Source organism: Rhodococcus sp. MurmanLake-1 (genome assembly GCF_056945715.1).
In genome coordinates this window covers 28928-46292 of sequence record NZ_JBWZNF010000009.1, presented here as the reverse complement: position 1 = coordinate 46292, position 17365 = coordinate 28928, and the positions used below count along the sequence as shown (strand labels likewise).

20 protein-coding genes are annotated in these 17365 nt (G+C 62.9%); 9 read left to right on the top strand and 11 right to left on the bottom strand.

The features are described from left to right. The first annotated feature begins 68 nt into the window (after positions 1–68). On the top strand, positions 69–509 hold the full coding sequence (locus AC2ETI_RS23380; protein WP_003943598.1) for a PAS domain S-box protein: 441 nt from the start codon (positions 69–71) through the stop codon (positions 507–509). Between the two features lie 6 nt (positions 510–515). On the opposite strand, the gene AC2ETI_RS23375 is transcribed toward AC2ETI_RS23380, so the two are convergent. Next, complete coding sequence (locus AC2ETI_RS23375; RefSeq protein WP_019746303.1) at positions 516–1142, bottom strand: TetR/AcrR family transcriptional regulator; 627 nt, start codon at positions 1140–1142, stop codon at positions 516–518. 51 nt (positions 1143–1193) lie between these two features. On the opposite strand from AC2ETI_RS23375, the gene AC2ETI_RS23370 reads away from it, so the two are divergent. Beyond that, positions 1194–2165, top strand: coding sequence for a hypothetical protein (locus AC2ETI_RS23370; protein ID WP_483634448.1), 972 nt, complete (start codon positions 1194–1196; stop codon positions 2163–2165). On the opposite strand, the gene AC2ETI_RS23365 is transcribed toward AC2ETI_RS23370, so the two are convergent. The 5 genes from AC2ETI_RS23365 to AC2ETI_RS23345 form a co-directional block, all read right to left on the bottom strand. Then, on the bottom strand, positions 2112–3404 hold the full coding sequence (locus AC2ETI_RS23365; protein WP_483634447.1) for a YcaO-like family protein: 1293 nt from the start codon (positions 3402–3404) through the stop codon (positions 2112–2114). The two genes, AC2ETI_RS23370 and AC2ETI_RS23365, sit on opposite strands and share 54 nt — an antisense overlap. Next, on the bottom strand, positions 3401–4741 hold the full coding sequence (locus AC2ETI_RS23360; RefSeq protein ID WP_483634446.1) for a YcaO-like family protein: 1341 nt from the start codon (positions 4739–4741) through the stop codon (positions 3401–3403). Before AC2ETI_RS23360 ends, AC2ETI_RS23365 begins: the two co-directional genes overlap by 4 nt. After that, entirely contained in the window at positions 4734–6146 is a 1413-nt protein-coding gene (locus AC2ETI_RS23355; protein WP_483634495.1) for a CocE/NonD family hydrolase, read from the bottom strand. Before AC2ETI_RS23355 ends, AC2ETI_RS23360 begins: the two co-directional genes overlap by 8 nt. Before the next feature lie 11 nt (positions 6147–6157). Beyond that, the gene (locus tag AC2ETI_RS23350) at positions 6158–6970 is read right to left on the bottom strand and encodes a hypothetical protein (protein WP_084325552.1); all 813 of its coding nucleotides are present in this window, start codon (positions 6968–6970) and stop codon (positions 6158–6160) included. Between the two features lie 94 nt (positions 6971–7064). Continuing rightward, positions 7065–7253: a streptamidine-related RiPP repeat protein gene (locus tag AC2ETI_RS23345; protein ID WP_003943543.1), complete on the bottom strand. Its 189-nt coding sequence runs from the start codon at positions 7251–7253 to the stop codon at positions 7065–7067. 92 nt (positions 7254–7345) lie between these two features. Here AC2ETI_RS23345 and AC2ETI_RS23340 point away from each other — a divergent pair, with 92 nt between their 5' ends. The 5 genes from AC2ETI_RS23340 (at position 7346) to AC2ETI_RS23320 (ending at position 12217) form a co-directional block, all read left to right on the top strand. Further along, positions 7346–8605, top strand: coding sequence for an MFS transporter (locus tag AC2ETI_RS23340; protein ID WP_483634445.1), 1260 nt, complete (start codon positions 7346–7348; stop codon positions 8603–8605). Positions 8606–8690: 85 nt separating this feature from the next. Next, positions 8691–9758 carry a FecCD family ABC transporter permease gene (locus tag AC2ETI_RS23335; RefSeq protein ID WP_264613726.1) on the top strand — a complete coding sequence of 356 codons (1068 nt, stop codon included), beginning with the start codon at positions 8691–8693 and terminating at the stop codon, positions 9756–9758. Beyond that, positions 9755–10549, top strand: coding sequence for an ABC transporter ATP-binding protein (locus AC2ETI_RS23330; RefSeq protein ID WP_020968054.1), 795 nt, complete (start codon positions 9755–9757; stop codon positions 10547–10549). The genes AC2ETI_RS23335 and AC2ETI_RS23330 overlap by 4 nt, the downstream gene beginning before the upstream one ends. Further along, entirely contained in the window at positions 10546–11526 is a 981-nt protein-coding gene (locus AC2ETI_RS23325; protein WP_336504071.1) for an ABC transporter substrate-binding protein, read from the top strand. Before AC2ETI_RS23330 ends, AC2ETI_RS23325 begins: the two co-directional genes overlap by 4 nt. A gap of 4 nt (positions 11527–11530) precedes the next feature. Continuing rightward, on the top strand, positions 11531–12217 hold the full coding sequence (locus AC2ETI_RS23320; protein ID WP_336504072.1) for a SagB family peptide dehydrogenase: 687 nt from the start codon (positions 11531–11533) through the stop codon (positions 12215–12217). Position 12218: 1 nt separating this feature from the next. Here the strand turns inward: AC2ETI_RS23320 and AC2ETI_RS23315 are convergent, their stop codons facing one another. The 4 genes from AC2ETI_RS23315 to AC2ETI_RS23300 form a co-directional block, all read right to left on the bottom strand. Continuing rightward, a complete protein-coding gene (locus AC2ETI_RS23315) occupies positions 12219–12512 on the bottom strand; it encodes an SHOCT domain-containing protein (RefSeq protein ID WP_483634444.1) in 294 nt (97 codons plus the stop codon). Further along, the gene (locus AC2ETI_RS23310; protein ID WP_020968058.1) at positions 12509–12961 is read right to left on the bottom strand and encodes a DUF6325 family protein; all 453 of its coding nucleotides are present in this window, start codon (positions 12959–12961) and stop codon (positions 12509–12511) included. The genes AC2ETI_RS23315 and AC2ETI_RS23310 overlap by 4 nt, the downstream gene beginning before the upstream one ends. Positions 12962–12964: 3 nt before the next feature. Continuing rightward, on the bottom strand, positions 12965–14614 hold the full coding sequence (locus tag AC2ETI_RS23305; protein WP_019746318.1) for an MFS transporter: 1650 nt from the start codon (positions 14612–14614) through the stop codon (positions 12965–12967). Between the two features lie 65 nt (positions 14615–14679). After that, complete coding sequence (locus tag AC2ETI_RS23300; protein WP_020968060.1) at positions 14680–15927, bottom strand: hypothetical protein; 1248 nt, start codon at positions 15925–15927, stop codon at positions 14680–14682. Positions 15928–15945: 18 nt separating this feature from the next. Between AC2ETI_RS23300 and AC2ETI_RS23295 the strand changes: the two genes are divergently transcribed. Beyond that, on the top strand, positions 15946–16533 hold the full coding sequence (locus AC2ETI_RS23295) for a DinB family protein (RefSeq protein WP_080909318.1): 588 nt from the start codon (positions 15946–15948) through the stop codon (positions 16531–16533). 1 nt (position 16534) lies between these two features. Here the strand turns inward: AC2ETI_RS23295 and AC2ETI_RS23290 are convergent, their stop codons facing one another. Continuing rightward, the gene (locus tag AC2ETI_RS23290; protein ID WP_060938715.1) at positions 16535–16714 is read right to left on the bottom strand and encodes a hypothetical protein; all 180 of its coding nucleotides are present in this window, start codon (positions 16712–16714) and stop codon (positions 16535–16537) included. A gap of 1 nt (position 16715) precedes the next feature. Between AC2ETI_RS23290 and AC2ETI_RS23285 the strand changes: the two genes are divergently transcribed. Next, positions 16716–17351, top strand: a complete 636-nt coding sequence (locus AC2ETI_RS23285) for a TetR/AcrR family transcriptional regulator (protein WP_080909317.1) — start codon at positions 16716–16718, stop codon at positions 17349–17351. The last annotated feature ends 14 nt before the right edge of the window (positions 17352–17365 follow it).

Below are 17365 nucleotides of genomic sequence, written 5' to 3'. Positions count from 1 at the left end.
GGAAGTCAACCCGCGATTTGCTGGGCAGTTAGACTGTTGTCGACTCGGGCAACTTGAGAGGACGTGTTATGGAACGCCGCCGCAATGTTGCGCAGCCGCCACAATCGCCGATTGCGGATCTGGAGCAGATGCCTGCTCTGATTCTCCTCGACAGGCTTCCGGTGCCGGTCATGGCCGTTCACCGCGACGGCAGCATCGTTTTTGCCAACCCGTCCTTCGCTGACATGCTGGGATATCCCAAGAAGGCCGTCTCGGCGTTGCGTTTGCAGGACATTCTCTACGACAAGGATGCCGACGACGTCAGTGCCGAGCAGGCTCATCGTGAACTGAGTTCCGAGCCGGGCTCGGTCAAGGAGTTCGTGCACTCCGACTCCACGTTGGTGCGCGCGACGGTCAGTCAGTCGTTGCTCCGACGGGACGACGACACGATCACCCTCGCCGTCCTTCACGATCTGACGGAACGCCTGTGGAACAACCCACGGCACATCGACGACAAGCCCACCAAGTAGTCCCAGCTACTTCCGGGATTTGACGGTTCGGTCCAGGCCGAGGGTGGCGGCAAGGGTGTTGACCACCCATTCTTCGTACTTTTGGCCGGTCCAACCCGCGCCGACCACGAGGTCTGTGTACGTCTCGGGGCTGAGCAGCGTGAGTGCGACGTTCACGGCTGTTTCGAGGTCGACGGTTGGCGCTTTTTCGACGATGCCGACCATCAGATGTTCCTGCACCGTGCGTCGCTGAGTGCGGTTGATTTGCCACAGGCGGGCGGCGTCCTCGTCGGCGGAAGCGGCAGCCCGCAGTGCCAACAGGATGTCCGCGGTGCGCTCCAGAATGAGCCGTCCGTGGTGAACCTGAATCCGGAGTTGCCCGAGTGGATGTGGGGCGCCGAGCGCTGCCGCCACCCACGGACGGTCGAGAGTTGCCGTCTTTTCCTCGTCGCCCGCAACGGCCACGTCGAGCAGTGCTGACAGCACGCTCGGCTTGTTGCCGAACACAAAATAGACACTCTGCACCGACACGCCCGCCGCCGCGGCAAGCTGTTTGATCGTGGCGGCCGCATAGCCGGGATCGACAAAAACTTCCCGCGCTGCCTCGATGATCTTGCGCCGCGCCGACGTGTCTTCCCGAAGAACCTCAGTCATGATTAGAGTTTAACTCTAGAGTCGAACTCTAGCGACTCGGGAGGCGAAATAATGACGAAGGTTCTTGTACTCGGTGGCTACGGTGCCGTCGGGATTCCCCTGATGAAACAACTCGCGAAGGTCCCCGAAATCTCCGCGTACTCCGCCGGGCGCGATCGTGCTCGCGCTGACGTCGTCGTTGATCTTAAAGAACCAGGCGCGTACGCGGCTGTGGTTCGAGACTTCGATGTCGTGGTGAATGCGTCGGGTTTCGAGGACGTTCGCCTGGCAGAAGAAGCGGTACGCGGTGGGGCGGCATTCGTCGACATCACGGCAACCTCGAGCTACTGCGAAGAACTGGAAGCGGTCGACGGCCCAGTTCTGATGGGCGTCGGATTGGCACCGGGATTGACCAGTGTCCTTGCCGCCGAAGCGCATCGACTCGGCGACGGACCCGTGGACATCGTGATCGGCCTCGGCGGCGGAGAACTACACGGACCGGCCGCGACGGCGTGGACGTACGGGATGTTGGGAACGAGGTTTCCCGATCCCGACGGGCGATCGATCCGGAACTACACCGGGATGAAGACGTTTCGGATGCCGGCGGACGCGACCGGGTACCGATCCGGTCCTGCTGTGCGGGCAGACTTTTCGGACCAACATGCGTTGACGCGCGACCTTGGTGTTCCGGTCAGAACGTACCTGCGATTGGACACGTCCACCGCGACGCTCGGGCTTGCGGCCATGACGTGGGCGCCCGCCCTCCAGAAGGTAGTGCCGAAGAAGCTGTGGGGCTCGGATCGTTGGGTTGCGATGGCACGAACGGATACCGGCCCGGCGCTGTGGGTTTCGGGGCGTAGCCAGTCGGCCGCGACGGCAACCATCACCGCGCGTGCCGTGCAGGTGATTCGAGACAGTGCAATCTCGAAGCCGACTTGGTTTCACGCGGTGGAGACCGCAGAGTCGTTACAACTGGCAGTTCCGGAACTGTCAGTGCGGCAATGGGATGGTACGAGGCGGACGTCCGGCAAGACCGTCGACTAGTCGGGGCGAGCCGAGAAACGGCAATCCGGCGGCCGCATTGGTGAGACAACCGGGAACGACGACGCGGACGACGCGCAGGCCGGCGCGGAGAACATCAGTTGTGGTCAGATCGACCCATGCCGGCCTGAACCCCGAACCTGTCAGTGCGCTTTCGGTGTCGATGGGTGACGTCAGAGAGTCGAGGTCCACCTCGCCGACGACGGCACCTGCCAGCTCACTCTCGAATCGTGCTTGGATCTCCGGGTCCAGGTGGAGCTGCAAGTGGCACCCGTAATCCATCACGTCGGCAAAGTCCGATCGGTAGGCGCCTGCATAGCTTCGGTCAGCTCGCCAAGGCGCAAGCGGGCTGGTCGGGGAGGCCGCGGCTCGACCGATGCCGCTCTCCGGGTTGTCGTAGTCGGCGGAAAGCAGTTGCAGCTGAAGCGCTTCGCCGAGCGACTTGAAAGCAGCCGTCTGCGCTTCTTCGTGGCAGGCGGTACCCATGGTCGAGTATCCGGTGAGTCGGTCGTGGACGAGGGCGCCGAGCACCGGGATGCCGAAATCGCTGTCGAATGACAACCACCTGGTCGAGAGGCTGCCGTGATTGCCCAGGCGGCGAAGCACCTCGGGGATGCCGGTGACTATCCGAACGCCGCGTCTTCCGGTCCAGGAAAGCGTCATCGCGTCGCGCTCGACTATCTCGCGCAATGCATTCCGTATCGCGAATTCCGTCGTGGGACCGGCGGCGAGACCCGCCTGCGCTACTGGAGAGATCGCCGGACCCGTCCGGGCGACGAAATGAGGATACGAACCCCAGACGAGTTCGGCCGGTACCCAGATATCCGAACCCGTGATCAGGTCGACTCCGCGAGTCCAGTCCAACTCGAGATCGTCGGTTGGTTCGACGAACGGGAACTGTGGCCGCGCGTACTGGGCGGCGTCGAAACGCGCGAGTTGTGACAGGTCGATGCTTGCTCCGATCAACGCATCAGCCGACCCGCGGACGATCGGTTTGGCGACGATGTTCCCGCAATATCGTTCCACCGCTTCGCCTATCGCAGCTGCGGTAGGCCGCGCACGGTCACCCAGATCGAAGCAATATCCGGCGCCCGCCGAGTCGCTGGACCAGGGCGAAAAGCGTGCCGAATCGCAGACATACGAATGAATGAGCTTGAACTCCGGCGGAAAGTGCTGGGGAACAACGGCGTCGACCAACTCTCGAATGATCCCAGTTCGGCGGTCGACGAGCAAAGACCTCATGCGAGAGGGACCGGCAGATGGAGATGGGTGGTCGATGCGCTGGTCAATCTGCTACCTCCAAGAAGGGGAAAAGCTGCCGGCGCATTGTTGTAGAGGCCGGGAGACAGGACGCGGACGACGTGCAACCCGGCAATCGAGATGTCGCGGGTGGTGAGATCGACGGAAATCGGTTGGTGCCCTCGAGACGTCAGAAGGGCTACCAGAGAAGGAAGATTCACAGGATCCTCGTCGGGAATCTCTGATACCGAGCGTGTTTCGGTGTAATCGAAGAGGTGCTCTTCCGCAAGGTGCGCCATCACGGGATCGAGATAAAGTTGGGCGACGGTCGGCAGATCGACGACGTCTTTCCATTGCGGATCGAACTCGTCCCGGTAACGACGGTCGGCCCGAAAGGGTTTGTACAGGTGCGCCGGCAGCGTTCCGTCCACAACGCTGCGCCAGGTCGGCCCGTCGGGGTCGGCGAGGTCGATCGTGATGGCAAGTACGGCATACGCCTCGACAAGCGCCTTCGAGACTGCCGCCTCCACCGTTGGTCGACAAGCTGTGCCCAGCGCGACCAATCCACGTCGGTCATCCCGGATCCACACTGCGGCGACGGGAATGCCGAAGGGGGAGGGAAGCAGAAGCACTCGAACGCTGCGGGTCTGGCTCTCCAGATCCCCGAGTTGGCGGTGCACAGGTAACCGCTCCCAGTCGGCGAGTTCGATTGCCGGCTGTGACCGGTCCCCGCACCACCACAGTGCGGTGGCATCGCGTTCGAGAAGTTCCAGCAGAGCTGACATCTCGGCCTCGTCGCGTGAGCGTCCCGCGGCGATTCCGGCGTACTGCAACGACGCGATCGGTGGTTCGCCGCGACGGGTGCCGGTGTAGTACCCGAGATAGGTCAGGGCGGCCGGCACATAGGTGGGCACTTTTTCGTCCATGGTGTGACCCAGCGCCCAACGGATTTCCAGAGCCGATGTGAAGGGAACAAAGGGGAATCGGGGAAGGCGGTACTGATCCTCGCTGTACAACGCAAATTTCGCGGGATCGACGACCCGTGAGCCTGCCAGTTCCAGCGCTGACGCACTGCTGCGGATCAGATCTTCGGGGACTACGTTGCCGCAATATCTTTCGACAGCCTCACCGGTTGCAGCACCGCGAGCTGCTGCGTCGTCGCGTATCGAAGCCCCGAATCCGTAAGGGTCCGCGCGAAACAGTGAACCGCTGCCGCCGAAGTTTCTGGTGTCGGCCACCCTCGCGGCCCAACCGACCCAGCCTGTCGGCATGTCCGAGCGAATGTGTGGTTCCAGTGAGGTCAGCACGCCGCTTCGGGCGTCGACCAGCAAGTCATCCACCGGCAGTTCCTCCGAGTATGGGCAGGGTCAACGACCCGGAAAATGATTGGTGCAGTGCGGTACTGCGTGTTCCTCGATAGCGATCACCGTCTCCGAGATTGCGTGCGAGCCGTGGGAAGTCCGAGCCGGCGATCCGCAGCGTCAAGACATCACCCGCGCGCACAGTGTGGAGCACGGGATCGAGATCTATGGTCAACGTGCCGGAGCAAAGGCTGACGCTCGCGCCACGAGCGATCGATCTCGTGACTCGAGTGGGATCGACGACGCTCAGTTCGGCGATCCAATCGGCTTCGCCCTGGGGTGAATGCACTGTCAACTCCACCGAAGGCATTCCCGACAGCACACACTCGACCTCCATGTCGAAAGTCCAGACAACACAGTCGTTTCGGCCCTCGTCTGCGTGGTGCGTGAAGTTGAAAGGCGCCGTCCTCGGGTCTGGTTCGAGACGAATCCGGTTCGCACCCGTGACATACGGTTCGGTCGACCATTCGCCGGCACCCCGGTCGAATACCCGATTGATGGTCACGGGCCGCGCCGAGAATATCGATTCCATCCACTCGACCTGAAGGCGGCCGAAACTTGTCTCGCCGACCCTTCCCGGGCGGAGGTCGTGCGCCCAGGGGCCCACGATCAAACTCTGCGGCCCGCGCCACACGGATGCGAAGTGCCGCAGTGTCTCCCGAATCATCGCATCGTCCCAACCGCCGATGTGCAGCCCGGCGACGTCGAGTTCGGAGAGTTCGTCCGCGGACACCAGATCATCGCCACCGAAGTCTTCGCGCTCGCGAGCGCGACGGATCGGCGTCAACCAGCCCGGTGAATCGGAGGTCAGGCCAACATCCTCGATCATCGACTGCACCGGGAGATGTTCCAGCAAAGACGAATCCGAGCGCATCAGGGCAGGGATGAAACCCTCACGAGAGGAAGACGAATCTCCGTGCTCGCCCCACCACGCCAGATGCTCGGCGAGGAGAAGTATCCCCGAGGGATCACGTTTGACGCGGTCGCTTCCGATGGTCGGCACTTTGGAGACGACGCCGCGAGCACGAAATGCCCGATCGGCGCCGTTGGTCTCGGCAGTAAACGCCCACGCAGTTCCGGCCGCATACGAAGCCCCGCTTGCGATGACGCACTCGGGTGTCCACGGCTGATCCTGCAGCCACTCGGCAAGGGCGGCGGCGTCCTCGCGCTCGTGAACGTAGGGTTCCCAAGATCCGGTGGAATCGTGCCGTCCACGTACGTCCTGACAGATGAAGGCAATTCCTCGTGATCGCCATTCGAGCCCCTCGGCCAGATGCCACCCGCGTCCGTACGGGGTTCGGATCACGATCAATCCTCGAGGTGAAGAATCTGGGAGAAGCACATCCGTAGCCAGCGAAGAGCCGTCTGCTGCCGGGATCTTCACTCCGAGTGAGATCACCGGAGCGTCGGCGAAGGTTCGAGAACGCCGCCTGGCAGTGGTAGCACGGGATGTCGAGTCATCATCAGGGTTCGTGGATTCATCCGGATCTGGTGGTGAAGGTGTGATTGCGGTGCGCCGTAAGAACTAGCCACGACGTCCGAACATGCAAGTGCACTGACCATTGCGGCTGTGGTGGGTGAAAGTCCAAGCGGACGACGTTCACTGTCGGCGAGGTGGTTCCACAGCGCCAGAAGGTGATCCGGTACGCGTGACGCGGCTAGCCGTCGACCGCAGACGTCCCGGTAGCTCGCGCTGTCGATGCCGTCGAAGAAGGGACCGATGCAGATCTCACCCAGCTCTGCGTGGACGCGTTGCCACGGAGTTCGGCTGTGGCGGCACCAGGTATCGAGTTCCGACCACGCGTCGTGAGGAGGAGCGTCGGCAACCGACAGTACGAGGTCCGACGACGCAACGTCGTCTTCGATTGGCGCAGTGGTGGATACGACGTCGAGATCCGGAAGAGCCTTGGAGAGCAGAGCGATGCAGGCATCGGCAACGGGTCCGACCCCGTCCATCAGCACACGCTGTGGACCCGGAATCTCGGGCACTTGACCTGGAACAGCCAGCACGCCGCGAGAGGCGAGAGCGTCGGCGATCTCGATCGCTCCCGGGCCGAGCACCGAACCAGAGCGCCTGAGAAAGTTGTCGAGTTCCGCGAGGTCTTCGGCCGGCGCACCGATCGTGACTGCGTTCTCGTCCGGTGTCAGGTAATGCCAAGTACCGTCCGGTGTCGGATACAGCTGGTGTCCGTCGGCGAGGGCGTACACGGATCTCCTTGTCGGTGCCCGCACCCGACGAGTCGGATGCGGGCGGGGTCATCGGCAGATCAGGCCGTCGAAACGGTCTGGATCAGGGAAGGTTTCAGCTCTGGAAGCTGAACGGGTTGTCGACGAGGGCGTTGGTGCCCACACCCTGCAGAGCATGTGCGGACGTCGCCTCGGCAACCGGCTCGAAGGTGAACGGGTTGTCGACGAGGGCGTTGGTGCCGACACCCTGGAGTGCATTGGCCGGAGCCGAGTTGGAGACGCTGTCGAACGAAATGTTGCTCATTGTCATCCCTTCCGTAATGGAAACCATTTCCATTACGATGCCACCGTACGAAAGATCGCCACGGAGAGCAACAGGTACAAGAGAGTGCATACATGAGCGAGACCTCGACGACGGGATCCGCCGAAGCGCAACCACATGTGTTTCGGGACAGATCGTTTCGATTGTTCTTCACGGCTCGCACGATTGCCGTGGCCGGTGCGGCGGTCACCGGTGTGGCAATGCCGATTCTGGTGTTCGACATCAGCCGGTCTCCGTTTCTCACCTCGCTCGCGGCTGCGGGGACGGTTCTGCCGTACCTCGTATTCGGCTTGTTCGCGGGCGCCGTGGCAGACCGAGTCAACCGGCGGACGGTCATCCTGTGTGCGCAGGCCGTCGCTGCTCTTGCCTTGGCGAGTATTCCGGCGGCTCAGGCGCTCGGTGTGTTGACGGCATGGCACGCGGTCGGCGTATCGATGTGCATCGGAACGTGTTTCGTGTGGTTCGATGCCGCAGCTTTCGGAGCGTTGCCTGCGCTGGTCGGTCGGCAGAGAATACCGACCGCCAACAGTGCGCTGTGGACTTCCAGCACGCTCGTCGATGTTGCCTTTCCGGCTTATGCCGGAGTGCTCGTGGCGTCGATCGGCCCGGCCTACGCATTGGGTGCTGATGCACTGGCCTACGTATTGGCCGGGCTGGCCATGGCGTCGATCGGAGCCTCGTTCTCGGGTATTCCTGCGGCGCCGAAGAAGTCGGAACCCGGAATTGCGCGTGACATACGCGAAGGCCTCAGCTTCCTTTGGCAGTCTCCGCTCCTGCGAGCCTTGACCGGCGTCGGCTTCGTCAATTCGCTGACGCAGGGTGCTGTCACGGCGCTCCTGGTGGTGTACGCGTCCGAGAGACTGGGGATTTCGACGTCGAGTCCGATGATCGGGGCCGTGTGGACAGCAGTCTCCGTGGGTGGTGTGGTCGGCGCAGTCTTGCTCCCACGCCTACCGGGGCAATGGCCGGTCGGCGCGATCACTGTCGGTGCGTTGACCATCGCCCCGGTGGTGCTGTTCGTCGTTGCGACAACCAGCAACACCGCCGCCGCGATCACCGCTCTGACCGTCTACTCCGGCTGTGCGACTGTCACGATCCTCAACGGCATCGGTGCACGTCAGCGTCTGACTCCGGATCGTCTACAGGGGCGCGTGAACACCACGGCGAGGATGGTCGCCTGGGGTGGTTCGCCGGTGGGCGCCTTGATTGCCGGGGCAATTGCAGGACGTTGGGATATCGGCACCGCCTACCTCGTTGCGTGCACCTTTGCGCTGGTCGGGGCACTCTTCGCGTGGGTGAGCGCCCTGCGGACCGAGCCTTGTCCGCACAGATGAGCATGTCACTATTAATGAAAACGACTGTCGTTATGGTTAGATCCACCTGTTCATGCCTGTGAACCCCCACCTCTGCAGGAGTGCGATGACGCTGACCAGCGAAGCAGTACCTGATGCCCCGTCGCGTGCGCATCCCGTCGGCGACCGCGGATACGTCCCGTTTCTGTTGGCCACGGCCGTGGTCCTTGCCACCGTCTCCACCGTCGCGGTGTGGTCGGGCGCTGCGTCGCTGTCCTTCGCCGACGTATTTGCGGTGTTGTACGCGCACGTCGGTGGGCCGCCGGTCGACCCGCTGCTCGATCGGATCGTGTGGGGGCTGCGGGTCCCGCGCATTCTGATCGCGGCACTGGCAGGTGCCGGGTTATCGCTGGCCGGCGCGGTACTGCAAGCGTTGGTGCGCAATCCGATTGCCGATCCCTACATTCTGGGTGTCGGTTCGGGAGCGTCCTTCGGCGCAGTGCTGATCATGACGACGGGCATCGGAACCGGGCTGTCGATCGGTGTCCCGGTGGCGGCCTTCCTGGGAGCGATGATCTCCCTGATCGCGGTTCTCGTTCTGGGCAGGCGCGAGGGAATGCTCGTCCCGCTACGCATGGTCCTGGCCGGTGTTGCCATCGGCTATCTACTCTCGGCTGCAACAAGTTTCGTGCAGCTGCGTGCCGACCCGAGCCAGCTTTCGGGAGTGCTCTTCTGGTTACTCGGTTCGGTGAGCGGGGCAGGTTGGTCGGATCTCGGTGTGCCCGCCGCAGTGATCACCGTCTGTGCGGCAGTGCTGTTGACGCAGTCTCGCCAACTCAACGCGCTGGCTATGGGAGACGAGAGCGCGCAATCGGTGGGCGTCGACGTGCGCCGTACCAGGTTGCTACTACTGGTGATCGCGTCGTTGCTGACCGCGGTTGTTGTATCCGTTGCCGGCGGAATCGGTTTCGTGGGGCTACTCGTGCCGCACGCCGTAAGACTCCTCGTCGGATCCGACCACCGCAAGCTGCTGCCGGCAACCGCGCTGGTCGGTGCAACCTTCCTGGTGATCGTCGATCTTGCGTCTCGGATGTTGGATGCGCCCAACGAATTACCGCTCGGAATCATCACCGCCGGATTGGGTGCTCCGTTCTTCCTCTGGTTACTTCGACGCGACGGAGGTGCGCAGTCATGAGATTGTCGGCCAGCGGGATTCACGTCGTTCGAGGTGGGCGTCTGGTGGTTTCCGGCGTAGATCTCGAAGCGCCCGAGGGGAGCGTGGTCGGACTCGTCGGGCCGAACGGCAGTGGAAAGTCCTCCCTCCTGCGCGCGTTGTACCGCTCGATGAAGCCGCGAAGCGGAATCGTGAAGGTCGACGAAGTGAACGTGTGGGACGATCTCTCGCCACGATCCGCAGCACGCATCATCGGTGTTGTGGGGCAGGAGCATTCATCCGACTTCTCGTTCAGCGTCCGCGAGGTGGTGGCGACGGGCCGGACGCCGCATCACAGCGCATTCTCTCGACTCGGTGAAATCGACCGGGACATTGTCAGTGCCGCACTGGCACGAACCGGTATGCACGGCTTCGGATCACGACTCTTCGCCGAACTGTCCGGCGGAGAAAAGCAGCGTGTGATGTTGGCCCGGGCGATCGCTCAACAACCTTCGGTGCTGGTCTTGGACGAGCCCACCAACCACCTCGACATCCGAGCTCAACTCGAACTGATGGAATTGGTCGCCGAACTCGGTACTACGACGATTGTTGCGATCCATGAACTCGCCTTGGCCGCAGCGTATTGCGACTACGTCTGTCTGCTCTCCGGCGGGGTAGTTGTCGCGACAGGACCAACGGCCGAGGTCCTCACCGAGGACCTGCTGTCCGAAGTATTCGGGGTTCAGGTGCATCTCGGCACTCACCCCTTGACCGGGCGCCCCTTGCTCTCGTTCGCCCCTCCGCTCCTACACACGAAAGAAGCAGTGTCTTGAAATCCTCGATACGTACTGCCGCGCTGTTGTGCTCGGCCGTTACCGCCACTGCGGTACTGACCGCATGCGGAAACTCCACGGCGGATTCGGCGACGTCGTCGTCCGAGAAGATTTCCGTCACCAATTGTGACCGCGAGGTCACGTTGCCCAAGACGGCGGAGCGGATTGTCTCGCTGTATCCGTCGATGACGGAGCTTCTGATTCAACTCGGTGCCGCCGACCGCATTGTCGGACAATCGAATACCGACCTCTCTCCTCCCAGCCCCGAACTCGCGGATCAGTTCGCGGCCGTGCCGGTACTGAGCACCGGAGTTCCCGCGAAAGAAGCATTGCTCGACGCCCGTCCGGATCTGATCGTCTCCGACGGGGAATACTGGTTCGACGGTGACCGACTGCAGAGCATGGACGAATTGCGTGACCTCGGCATCCCGATCTTCGTGAACAGCGGCTACTGCCACAAGGCGGTCACCGAGGGGCGGATCGACGACGTCTGGTCCGACATCGACGGTCTCGGTGCCCTGACCGGAACAAGTGACGAAGCAGCAACACTTCTGGCAGATGGCAAGAAGTCGCTCGCAGCAACCGAGGCATCCGTGGCCGGGAAGGAGCCGGTTGCCACTGTGATGGTTCAGGTTTCGGAGGGGCAGTCCTACGCTCTGGCGAGGGGCCTCTACAGCAGCGTGCTCGAGGCGGCCGGGGGAAAGAACCTCTACGAGAGCGACCTTCCGGATGGGAAGTACTTCGGCCAGGTAGCCACCGAATCGATACTCGCGAAGTCGCCGCAGGCAATTCTTGTCGTTTACTCCACCGAGTCGGCTCGGGAATCCACACTCGAGGCTGCCCGCACGGCATTTGCCGGGACGCCTGCCGCGACGTCGAATGCGATCTTTGCCGTTCCGGAGGCGTGGTTCGCCGGTGAATTGGTGTCGATCGACGGAGCTGCCGAGGTATCTCGCCTGCTGCACCCGGGTTCGTGAGGTCTTGACCGCCCTCGAGCGGGTCGAGGCCGTCGTATCGCTGCATGCTGCGCTTGACCGGACGGTGGCTCCGTCGGAGCTACCGTTCGACGAGGGCGCACTGCCCCCGGTGACGTCTGAGTTCGTTGAATTACCGGCGCCGACGCCACTGCCGGCCCGGGACTTTCCGGATATCTTGCAGGCACGACGGAGCCACTACAACCCAGCGCAAGATGCTTTGGGAATCGATGAACTTTCAAATGTGCTGCACCACAGTCTGGTCAGCAGCCCGACGGCCGGTGGGATGCGCGAACTGACGCTGTCGTTTGTTGTCCGCCAACCCGGACACTCGCTTGGAGCCGGGGTGTACCGGTACATCCAGGAAGGCCGTGCTGAGGCCGTCCGGCCGGGTGACGTACAAGGAAACCTTCGAGCGAGCCTTCTCCAGCCCGAGTTCGTCGACGTGTTCCCGGTTCTTTTGTTTGTGGTCGCCGACGTGGAAGCGCCGCTCGAGAAGTACGCGATGCGGCACTACCGCACGATGCACGTGGATGCCGGTGTGCTGGTTCAGAATCTGTACCTTGTGACCGAGGCGATGAGACTTGTGGGCTGCGCCATCGCAGGATTCACGGATGCGCGAGTGGCATCTCTGTTGAATCTCGCGACGACGCAGCTTCCCGTCATGGCTTTTGCACTCGGGCGGCCCAGCTAGTTCAGCCGAGGATGCGCGCCTTCTGGGTCTCGAACTCGGCCTCCGTCAATACGCCGGCATTCTTGAGTTCGCCCAGCTTGGTGAGCTGTTCGAGCTTAGCGTCCATCGACATTTCCGATTCTGCCGGAGCTGCCCGCGGCGGGAGGGGCGGTAGATCGGGAATCGGCGGCACCGGCTGGACCTGCGCTGCGCGGGCCTGATCTTCGGCAGCCCAACGGGTCCGCTGACGGCGCTGAACATTGCCGTGAATGGAGCTTGCGACGGCTACCCGGCCGGCTCGCCTCAAGAAACTCATGCGTCCTTCTCCGTGGTATCCGGTGCGGTGTTGTCCAGTGCAGCAGCCAGTTCGTCCACGCTCAGGTGACCTTCGGTGACAACCTTTGCGCCGCTGCGGGTCCAGGCCTCGATGACCGGCAGTATTGCCAGTTCCTCGTAGACGAGTACGGCGGCAACGCTTCCGGCAGCCAACTCTTCACCAACGGCAGCGATGTCGCCGGCGTCGAGCAGTCCGGAGGCAGCGCCGTCGAACTGCGCCAGATCGAAATCTGCGAGTTCGAAGGTGGACGCGGGTACGACGGATACCGTTCCGTCGGCGGCTTTGGTGACGAACTCGAGGTCGAGGATGCGGATCACTCCGGAGTCGACGAGAGTGAGCAGCTTCTCGAATCCCGCGGAGGTCGGTGCACCGCTGGGAAACTCGACGGCAACGTATTCGATCGGACCGAATTGGTCTTGGTTGGACATCGGTTACTTCTTGCCCTTCGTGGGTTGCGGTTCGTCCAGAGCAGGTACTTCGTTGGGCATGCGCCCGGCCGGAATGATGGCGAGCAGAGAGAGCCCGGCGAGTACGAGCAGCGAGGTTCGCAGTGCGCGCAGGCGTGCTTCGGTGTTGATCCGGATGGCTTCGTCGATCTGTGCCTGTGTCGCGGAGGTGTTTTCGAGCGTCACGACGAGTTGATCGTTGGGGACGAAGTTGACCTGGTCGAGATTGATCCCTGACTCGACCTTGAGGGATGCCGGGATGGTGGGGTTGTCGATCAGCTGTGAGCTGACGAGGGTACCGAGGATTCCGACGGCGAACACGCTGGCCACCGCGATGCCGACGCTGCCGGACATGTTGTGTACCAGTCCTCGCCAGGCACCGACGTCACCGGCCAGTTCCTTGGGAGCTGCGGTGAGGAGGGTGTTGAACACCAGCGCAACGATGGCGCCCTGCCCGAGGCCGAGGGTGATCAGGCCGATGACAACAAAGATCTGATGCCAGTCACCACGAATGGTGAAGGCCAACAGGATGAGTCCAGCGGCAACAACGACGAACCCGGCTCGTGCGATCAGACGCGGGGAGTACGTCTTGTACAGGCGCGCGACGACGGTGCTCGCGATGAAGATCGAGAGTGTGTACGGGATGATCGAGAACGACGTCTGCAAGCTGCTGCGGCCCTGGATGATCTGCATGTACAGCGGAATGAGGAAGTTGGCCGCGGTTCCCACGAACATCATCGTCGCCATGCAAATCGTGGTGGCGCGCTCGGCGCCGGTCTTGAGGACGTCGAGATTGAAGAGCTGAGGCTTGTTCTGCGCCTTGCGACTTCGCGTCCACTGGAAGAATCCCTGCGCGCAGATGGTGCCGAGGACTATCAGGATGGCCGCGGGTGAAACACCGATGACCGAGAACGGCGCAGCGTCGGTGGCCAGGATGACGCCCCACGAGTTCAGGCCGCTGAAACCGAAGCTGAGCAGGATGACGGCAACGGCAGCCAGTGCGGCGCCGGCCCAATCGATGGTGATGTCCTTCTGCGGGGGAACAGGTTTGACACGGAAACTCAGGACCAGGTTGACCACGGCGAGCGCCACGACGAGGGCGAAGGAGTAACGCCACCCGATGGTCGTCGCGAAGGAACCGGCGATGAGTAGTGCCAGCACACCGGCTGCGGGGATTGCTGCTGCCAGGTAACCGATGGCCTTTGCCTGCTGATCGCCATTGAAGTTCGTGGCGATGAAAACCGTCAACGCGGGGGCGATGAGAGCGATCACGGCGCCGGACGCGGCTTGCGCCACGAACAGCATTGCCGGGCTCTGGCTCAGAGCGACCGCAGCCATCGCGAGACCGTGAATCGCGACGGCAATCTGGAAGACCAAACGCGTCCCGTAGCGGGCGCCGATCTTGGCGCCCAGCAGAATGAAGGCAGCCATGGCAAAGGTGCCTGCGGTGATCGCGGTGCCGACACTTGTTGCAGGAGTGTCGAGATCGGTGGTGATGCCGGCCATCGAGACGGTCAGCGCATTGACGGCGAACGACGCCTGAATCTGCGTGAGGACCACCACGATCAGTGGTAGCCAGGAGGCGGTGGTTACGGCGGCCGACGTATCGGCTGCGCCAGGCTTTACGGACATCATGGGTCACGCCTTCCTCGACACTGCGTGTACTCGCGGCGTGCCCGGATCAGCCACGCACGGTTACATTAGCCGGAATTGTGCTGAATGGTCGCCTGCAAGTGGTTGGTTTCTTCGCGGTAGACCACCATCTCCCGTTGCAAGGCGCGCCGGAAGCGTGGTTGCTCGGCCAGGAGTACGGCCAGGACGGTCAGCAACAGCCACGTCGCGGCCGCGCTCGCGAGGAGCAGCAGGACCGGAATCCACGGACCGCCCATCTGCTCGAGCAGCGTCGTCTTCGCCCAGACTCGCCAGTAGAGCATCAGATTGACGATCAGTCCGACACCGTACGAGATGACGAAGGACAGCAGGAACTGCTTCCATGTGCCGTCGTGGCGCCTCGCCGTCATCGGTTCGGCCCGCAGCGGCAAGGCCACGGACATCACGTTGGCGACACCGAGCCACAGCAGGATCATGGTCAGTACCTGACCGCACGCCTTCACCAGATCAGCACTGCTTCCGGAGCGCCACGCGAGGATGGCACTGAGCAAGAACCCGGCGCTGCCGACGAGAAGCAGCATCATCGCATTCTTCGCGACGAGGACGTGCCAGAGCCTGGTTCCGCCGGACAAAGCAGCACGGACGCGGCCGGCGTCGAAGCTGAGCGCATTGGTGCACACGACGCTTCCGACCACACCCGAGAGTGCGTACAGCGCAAGGTAAGGCAGTCGATCTTCCTTGGCGTCCCACTGGAAGAGGCGAATGAATGCCAGGTACGCCAAGCCCATTCCGAGGCTCAGCCCCAGTCGAAAAGCGATCGACCGAGGCTTGCCACTCACGACGTGCCGTGCTTCCTCACGGATCCGGGAGCCGAGACCCTGCACGTGCCGGACGACGGGGTTGCCCGAGTTCAGCGGGACGTAACCGCGGATCGCGGCGGCGACGGTATCGGTATCTCCGGCATCGAGCGCGGCGACGCGTGCTTCGAGAACCGCAAGGTGGGCGGCGCGCAAGGCTATCCGCGCGGTGGTCACCGCGGCGACGGCGTCGGCCTCGGCCTGCGCGGCGGTGCTGATGCCGGCGTCGGCGGGCAGCGGCGGCTGCAACGTCGTGATCAGTTCGAGTTGGCGAGCCATGTGCGGCGACGGCGACAAACCGCTGTACGACGGTCGGCTCAGCGCTGATCGTTCGTCGTCGAGCGAATCACGCACGGACGCGGCGGCCTTGCGGACGGCTGCCGGGTTGTGCCAGCGCACCGACCGGGCGTCACGCTCGGCGGCGACGGCCCGGGAGGCAACCTCGGTCAGATCCTCCACCGCTGTCAATGTCTGCTCCACTCGGTTTAGGTTGGTTTCATGACCACCAACTCGGAAAAGGAAGATCTCCAGCGGTACCTGCAGGCAGCACGTGACGCGCTCGTCTGGAAGCTCGACGGGCTGTCGGAGTATGACATTCGGCGTCCGATGACCCGGACAGGGACCAACTTGTTGGGACTGGTCAAACACATGATCGGCGTCGAGCTCGGGTATTTCGGTCCGACGTTCGGCCGTCGGGTTCCCGATCTACCGGCGTGGTTGCGTTCGGAGGAACTCAACGTCGACATGTGGGCCCGCGCCGATGAGTCCAGTGCCGACATCGTCGAAACCTATCGCCGCACCTGGGCTTTCGCTGACGCCACGATCGAGCAGCACGATCTGGACGCCCCCGGCTTCGTGAAGCACTGGCCGGAGGATCGTCGCGACGTCACATTGCACCGGATACTCGTTCACGTTGTCACCGAGATCCATCGGCACGCCGGCCACGCGGACATCGTGCGGGAGCTGATCGACGGAGCTGCTGGGATGAAGGCGGGCGACAACAATCTGGCTCCCGGTGATGAGGGGTGGTGGGCCGAGTACAACGACCGTCTGGAGACGGCGGCACGCGAGGCCCCCCACGCCTGAACTACTCGAATACCGCTGCCGCACCGATCACCACGACAACGATCGCGGGGCCGACCATGTCGCCGGCCCCACGGGTGATCCGGGAGACGATTTTCTTCTCGCCCATCTTCGCGACTGAGCCGACGAGAACGGCGGCGAGGATGCCGCAATTCTTGACATTGACGTCAACGTCAACACACACTGTGACGGTGACCACCAGCGAAACGCAGGAGCGAGCGCGGACAGCCCGCAAGCTCGGGGACGGTCCACGTCGGGCCGGCCTGCTCGACACCGCTGCTCTCTGTTTCGGCGAACTCGGATACGACGCCGTGACCGTCGAGACAATCACCACCAGGGCTGATGTGTCCCGAGCGACCTTCTACGCGTACTTCTCGTCGAAGGACGAGGCCTTCCGTGCCGTCGCCGAAATGATGTGCCGACGGTTTCTCGACGCCCAGCACATGGAGGGGCCAGCGGCCGAGGATCTACGCGAAGTTCTCAGAACGACCACGTCGGCGTTCATCACGGCCGTGTACACCTACGGGGACCTGCTCGCGGTGATCGAGCACCGGGCGCGGGTGGATTCCGAGGTCGAGCGCAGTTGGTCAGCAGTTCGCGAAAAGCTCGTGAGCCGCTACGTACGCTTCGTCGAACGTATTCGACAGGTTCACGATGTAGATCCCTGCGTTTCGCCCCCGGTGCTCGTTCAGATGATCTCGGACGCACAGATGGCCGGTGGAGCACGACTGAGTAAGGCGAGTGTCGAAGAGCAGAACCAGTTCATTGCAGATATGACGACGATGTCCGAACGGTTGATCGGGTTCGAAGAGTCGAAATAGATTTCTTTTACGAA

Bases quoted from the DNA above. Each gene is read 5' to 3' on its own strand.
- AC2ETI_RS23305 (WP_019746318.1), bottom strand. From the start codon at position 14,614: ATGATGTCCGTAAAGCCTGGCGCAGCCGATACGTCGGCCGCCGTAACC.
- AC2ETI_RS23380 (WP_003943598.1), top strand. From the start codon at position 69: ATGGAACGCCGCCGCAATGTTGCGCAGCCGCCACAATCGCCGATTGCG.
- AC2ETI_RS23295 (WP_080909318.1), top strand. From the start codon at position 15,946: ATGACCACCAACTCGGAAAAGGAAGATCTCCAGCGGTACCTGCAGGCA.
- AC2ETI_RS23335 (WP_264613726.1), top strand. From the start codon at position 8,691: ATGACGCTGACCAGCGAAGCAGTACCTGATGCCCCGTCGCGTGCGCAT.
- AC2ETI_RS23315 (WP_483634444.1), bottom strand. From the start codon at position 12,512: ATGAGTTTCTTGAGGCGAGCCGGCCGGGTAGCCGTCGCAAGCTCCATT.
- AC2ETI_RS23330 (WP_020968054.1), top strand. From the start codon at position 9,755: ATGAGATTGTCGGCCAGCGGGATTCACGTCGTTCGAGGTGGGCGTCTG.
- AC2ETI_RS23310 (WP_020968058.1), bottom strand. From the start codon at position 12,961: ATGTCCAACCAAGACCAATTCGGTCCGATCGAATACGTTGCCGTCGAG.
- AC2ETI_RS23345 (WP_003943543.1), bottom strand. From the start codon at position 7,253: ATGAGCAACATTTCGTTCGACAGCGTCTCCAACTCGGCTCCGGCCAAT.
- AC2ETI_RS23365 (WP_483634447.1), bottom strand. From the start codon at position 3,404: ATGAGGTCTTTGCTCGTCGACCGCCGAACTGGGATCATTCGAGAGTTG.
- AC2ETI_RS23375 (WP_019746303.1), bottom strand. From the start codon at position 1,142: ATGACTGAGGTTCTTCGGGAAGACACGTCGGCGCGGCGCAAGATCATC.
- AC2ETI_RS23340 (WP_483634445.1), top strand. From the start codon at position 7,346: ATGAGCGAGACCTCGACGACGGGATCCGCCGAAGCGCAACCACATGTG.
- AC2ETI_RS23370 (WP_483634448.1), top strand. From the start codon at position 1,194: ATGACGAAGGTTCTTGTACTCGGTGGCTACGGTGCCGTCGGGATTCCC.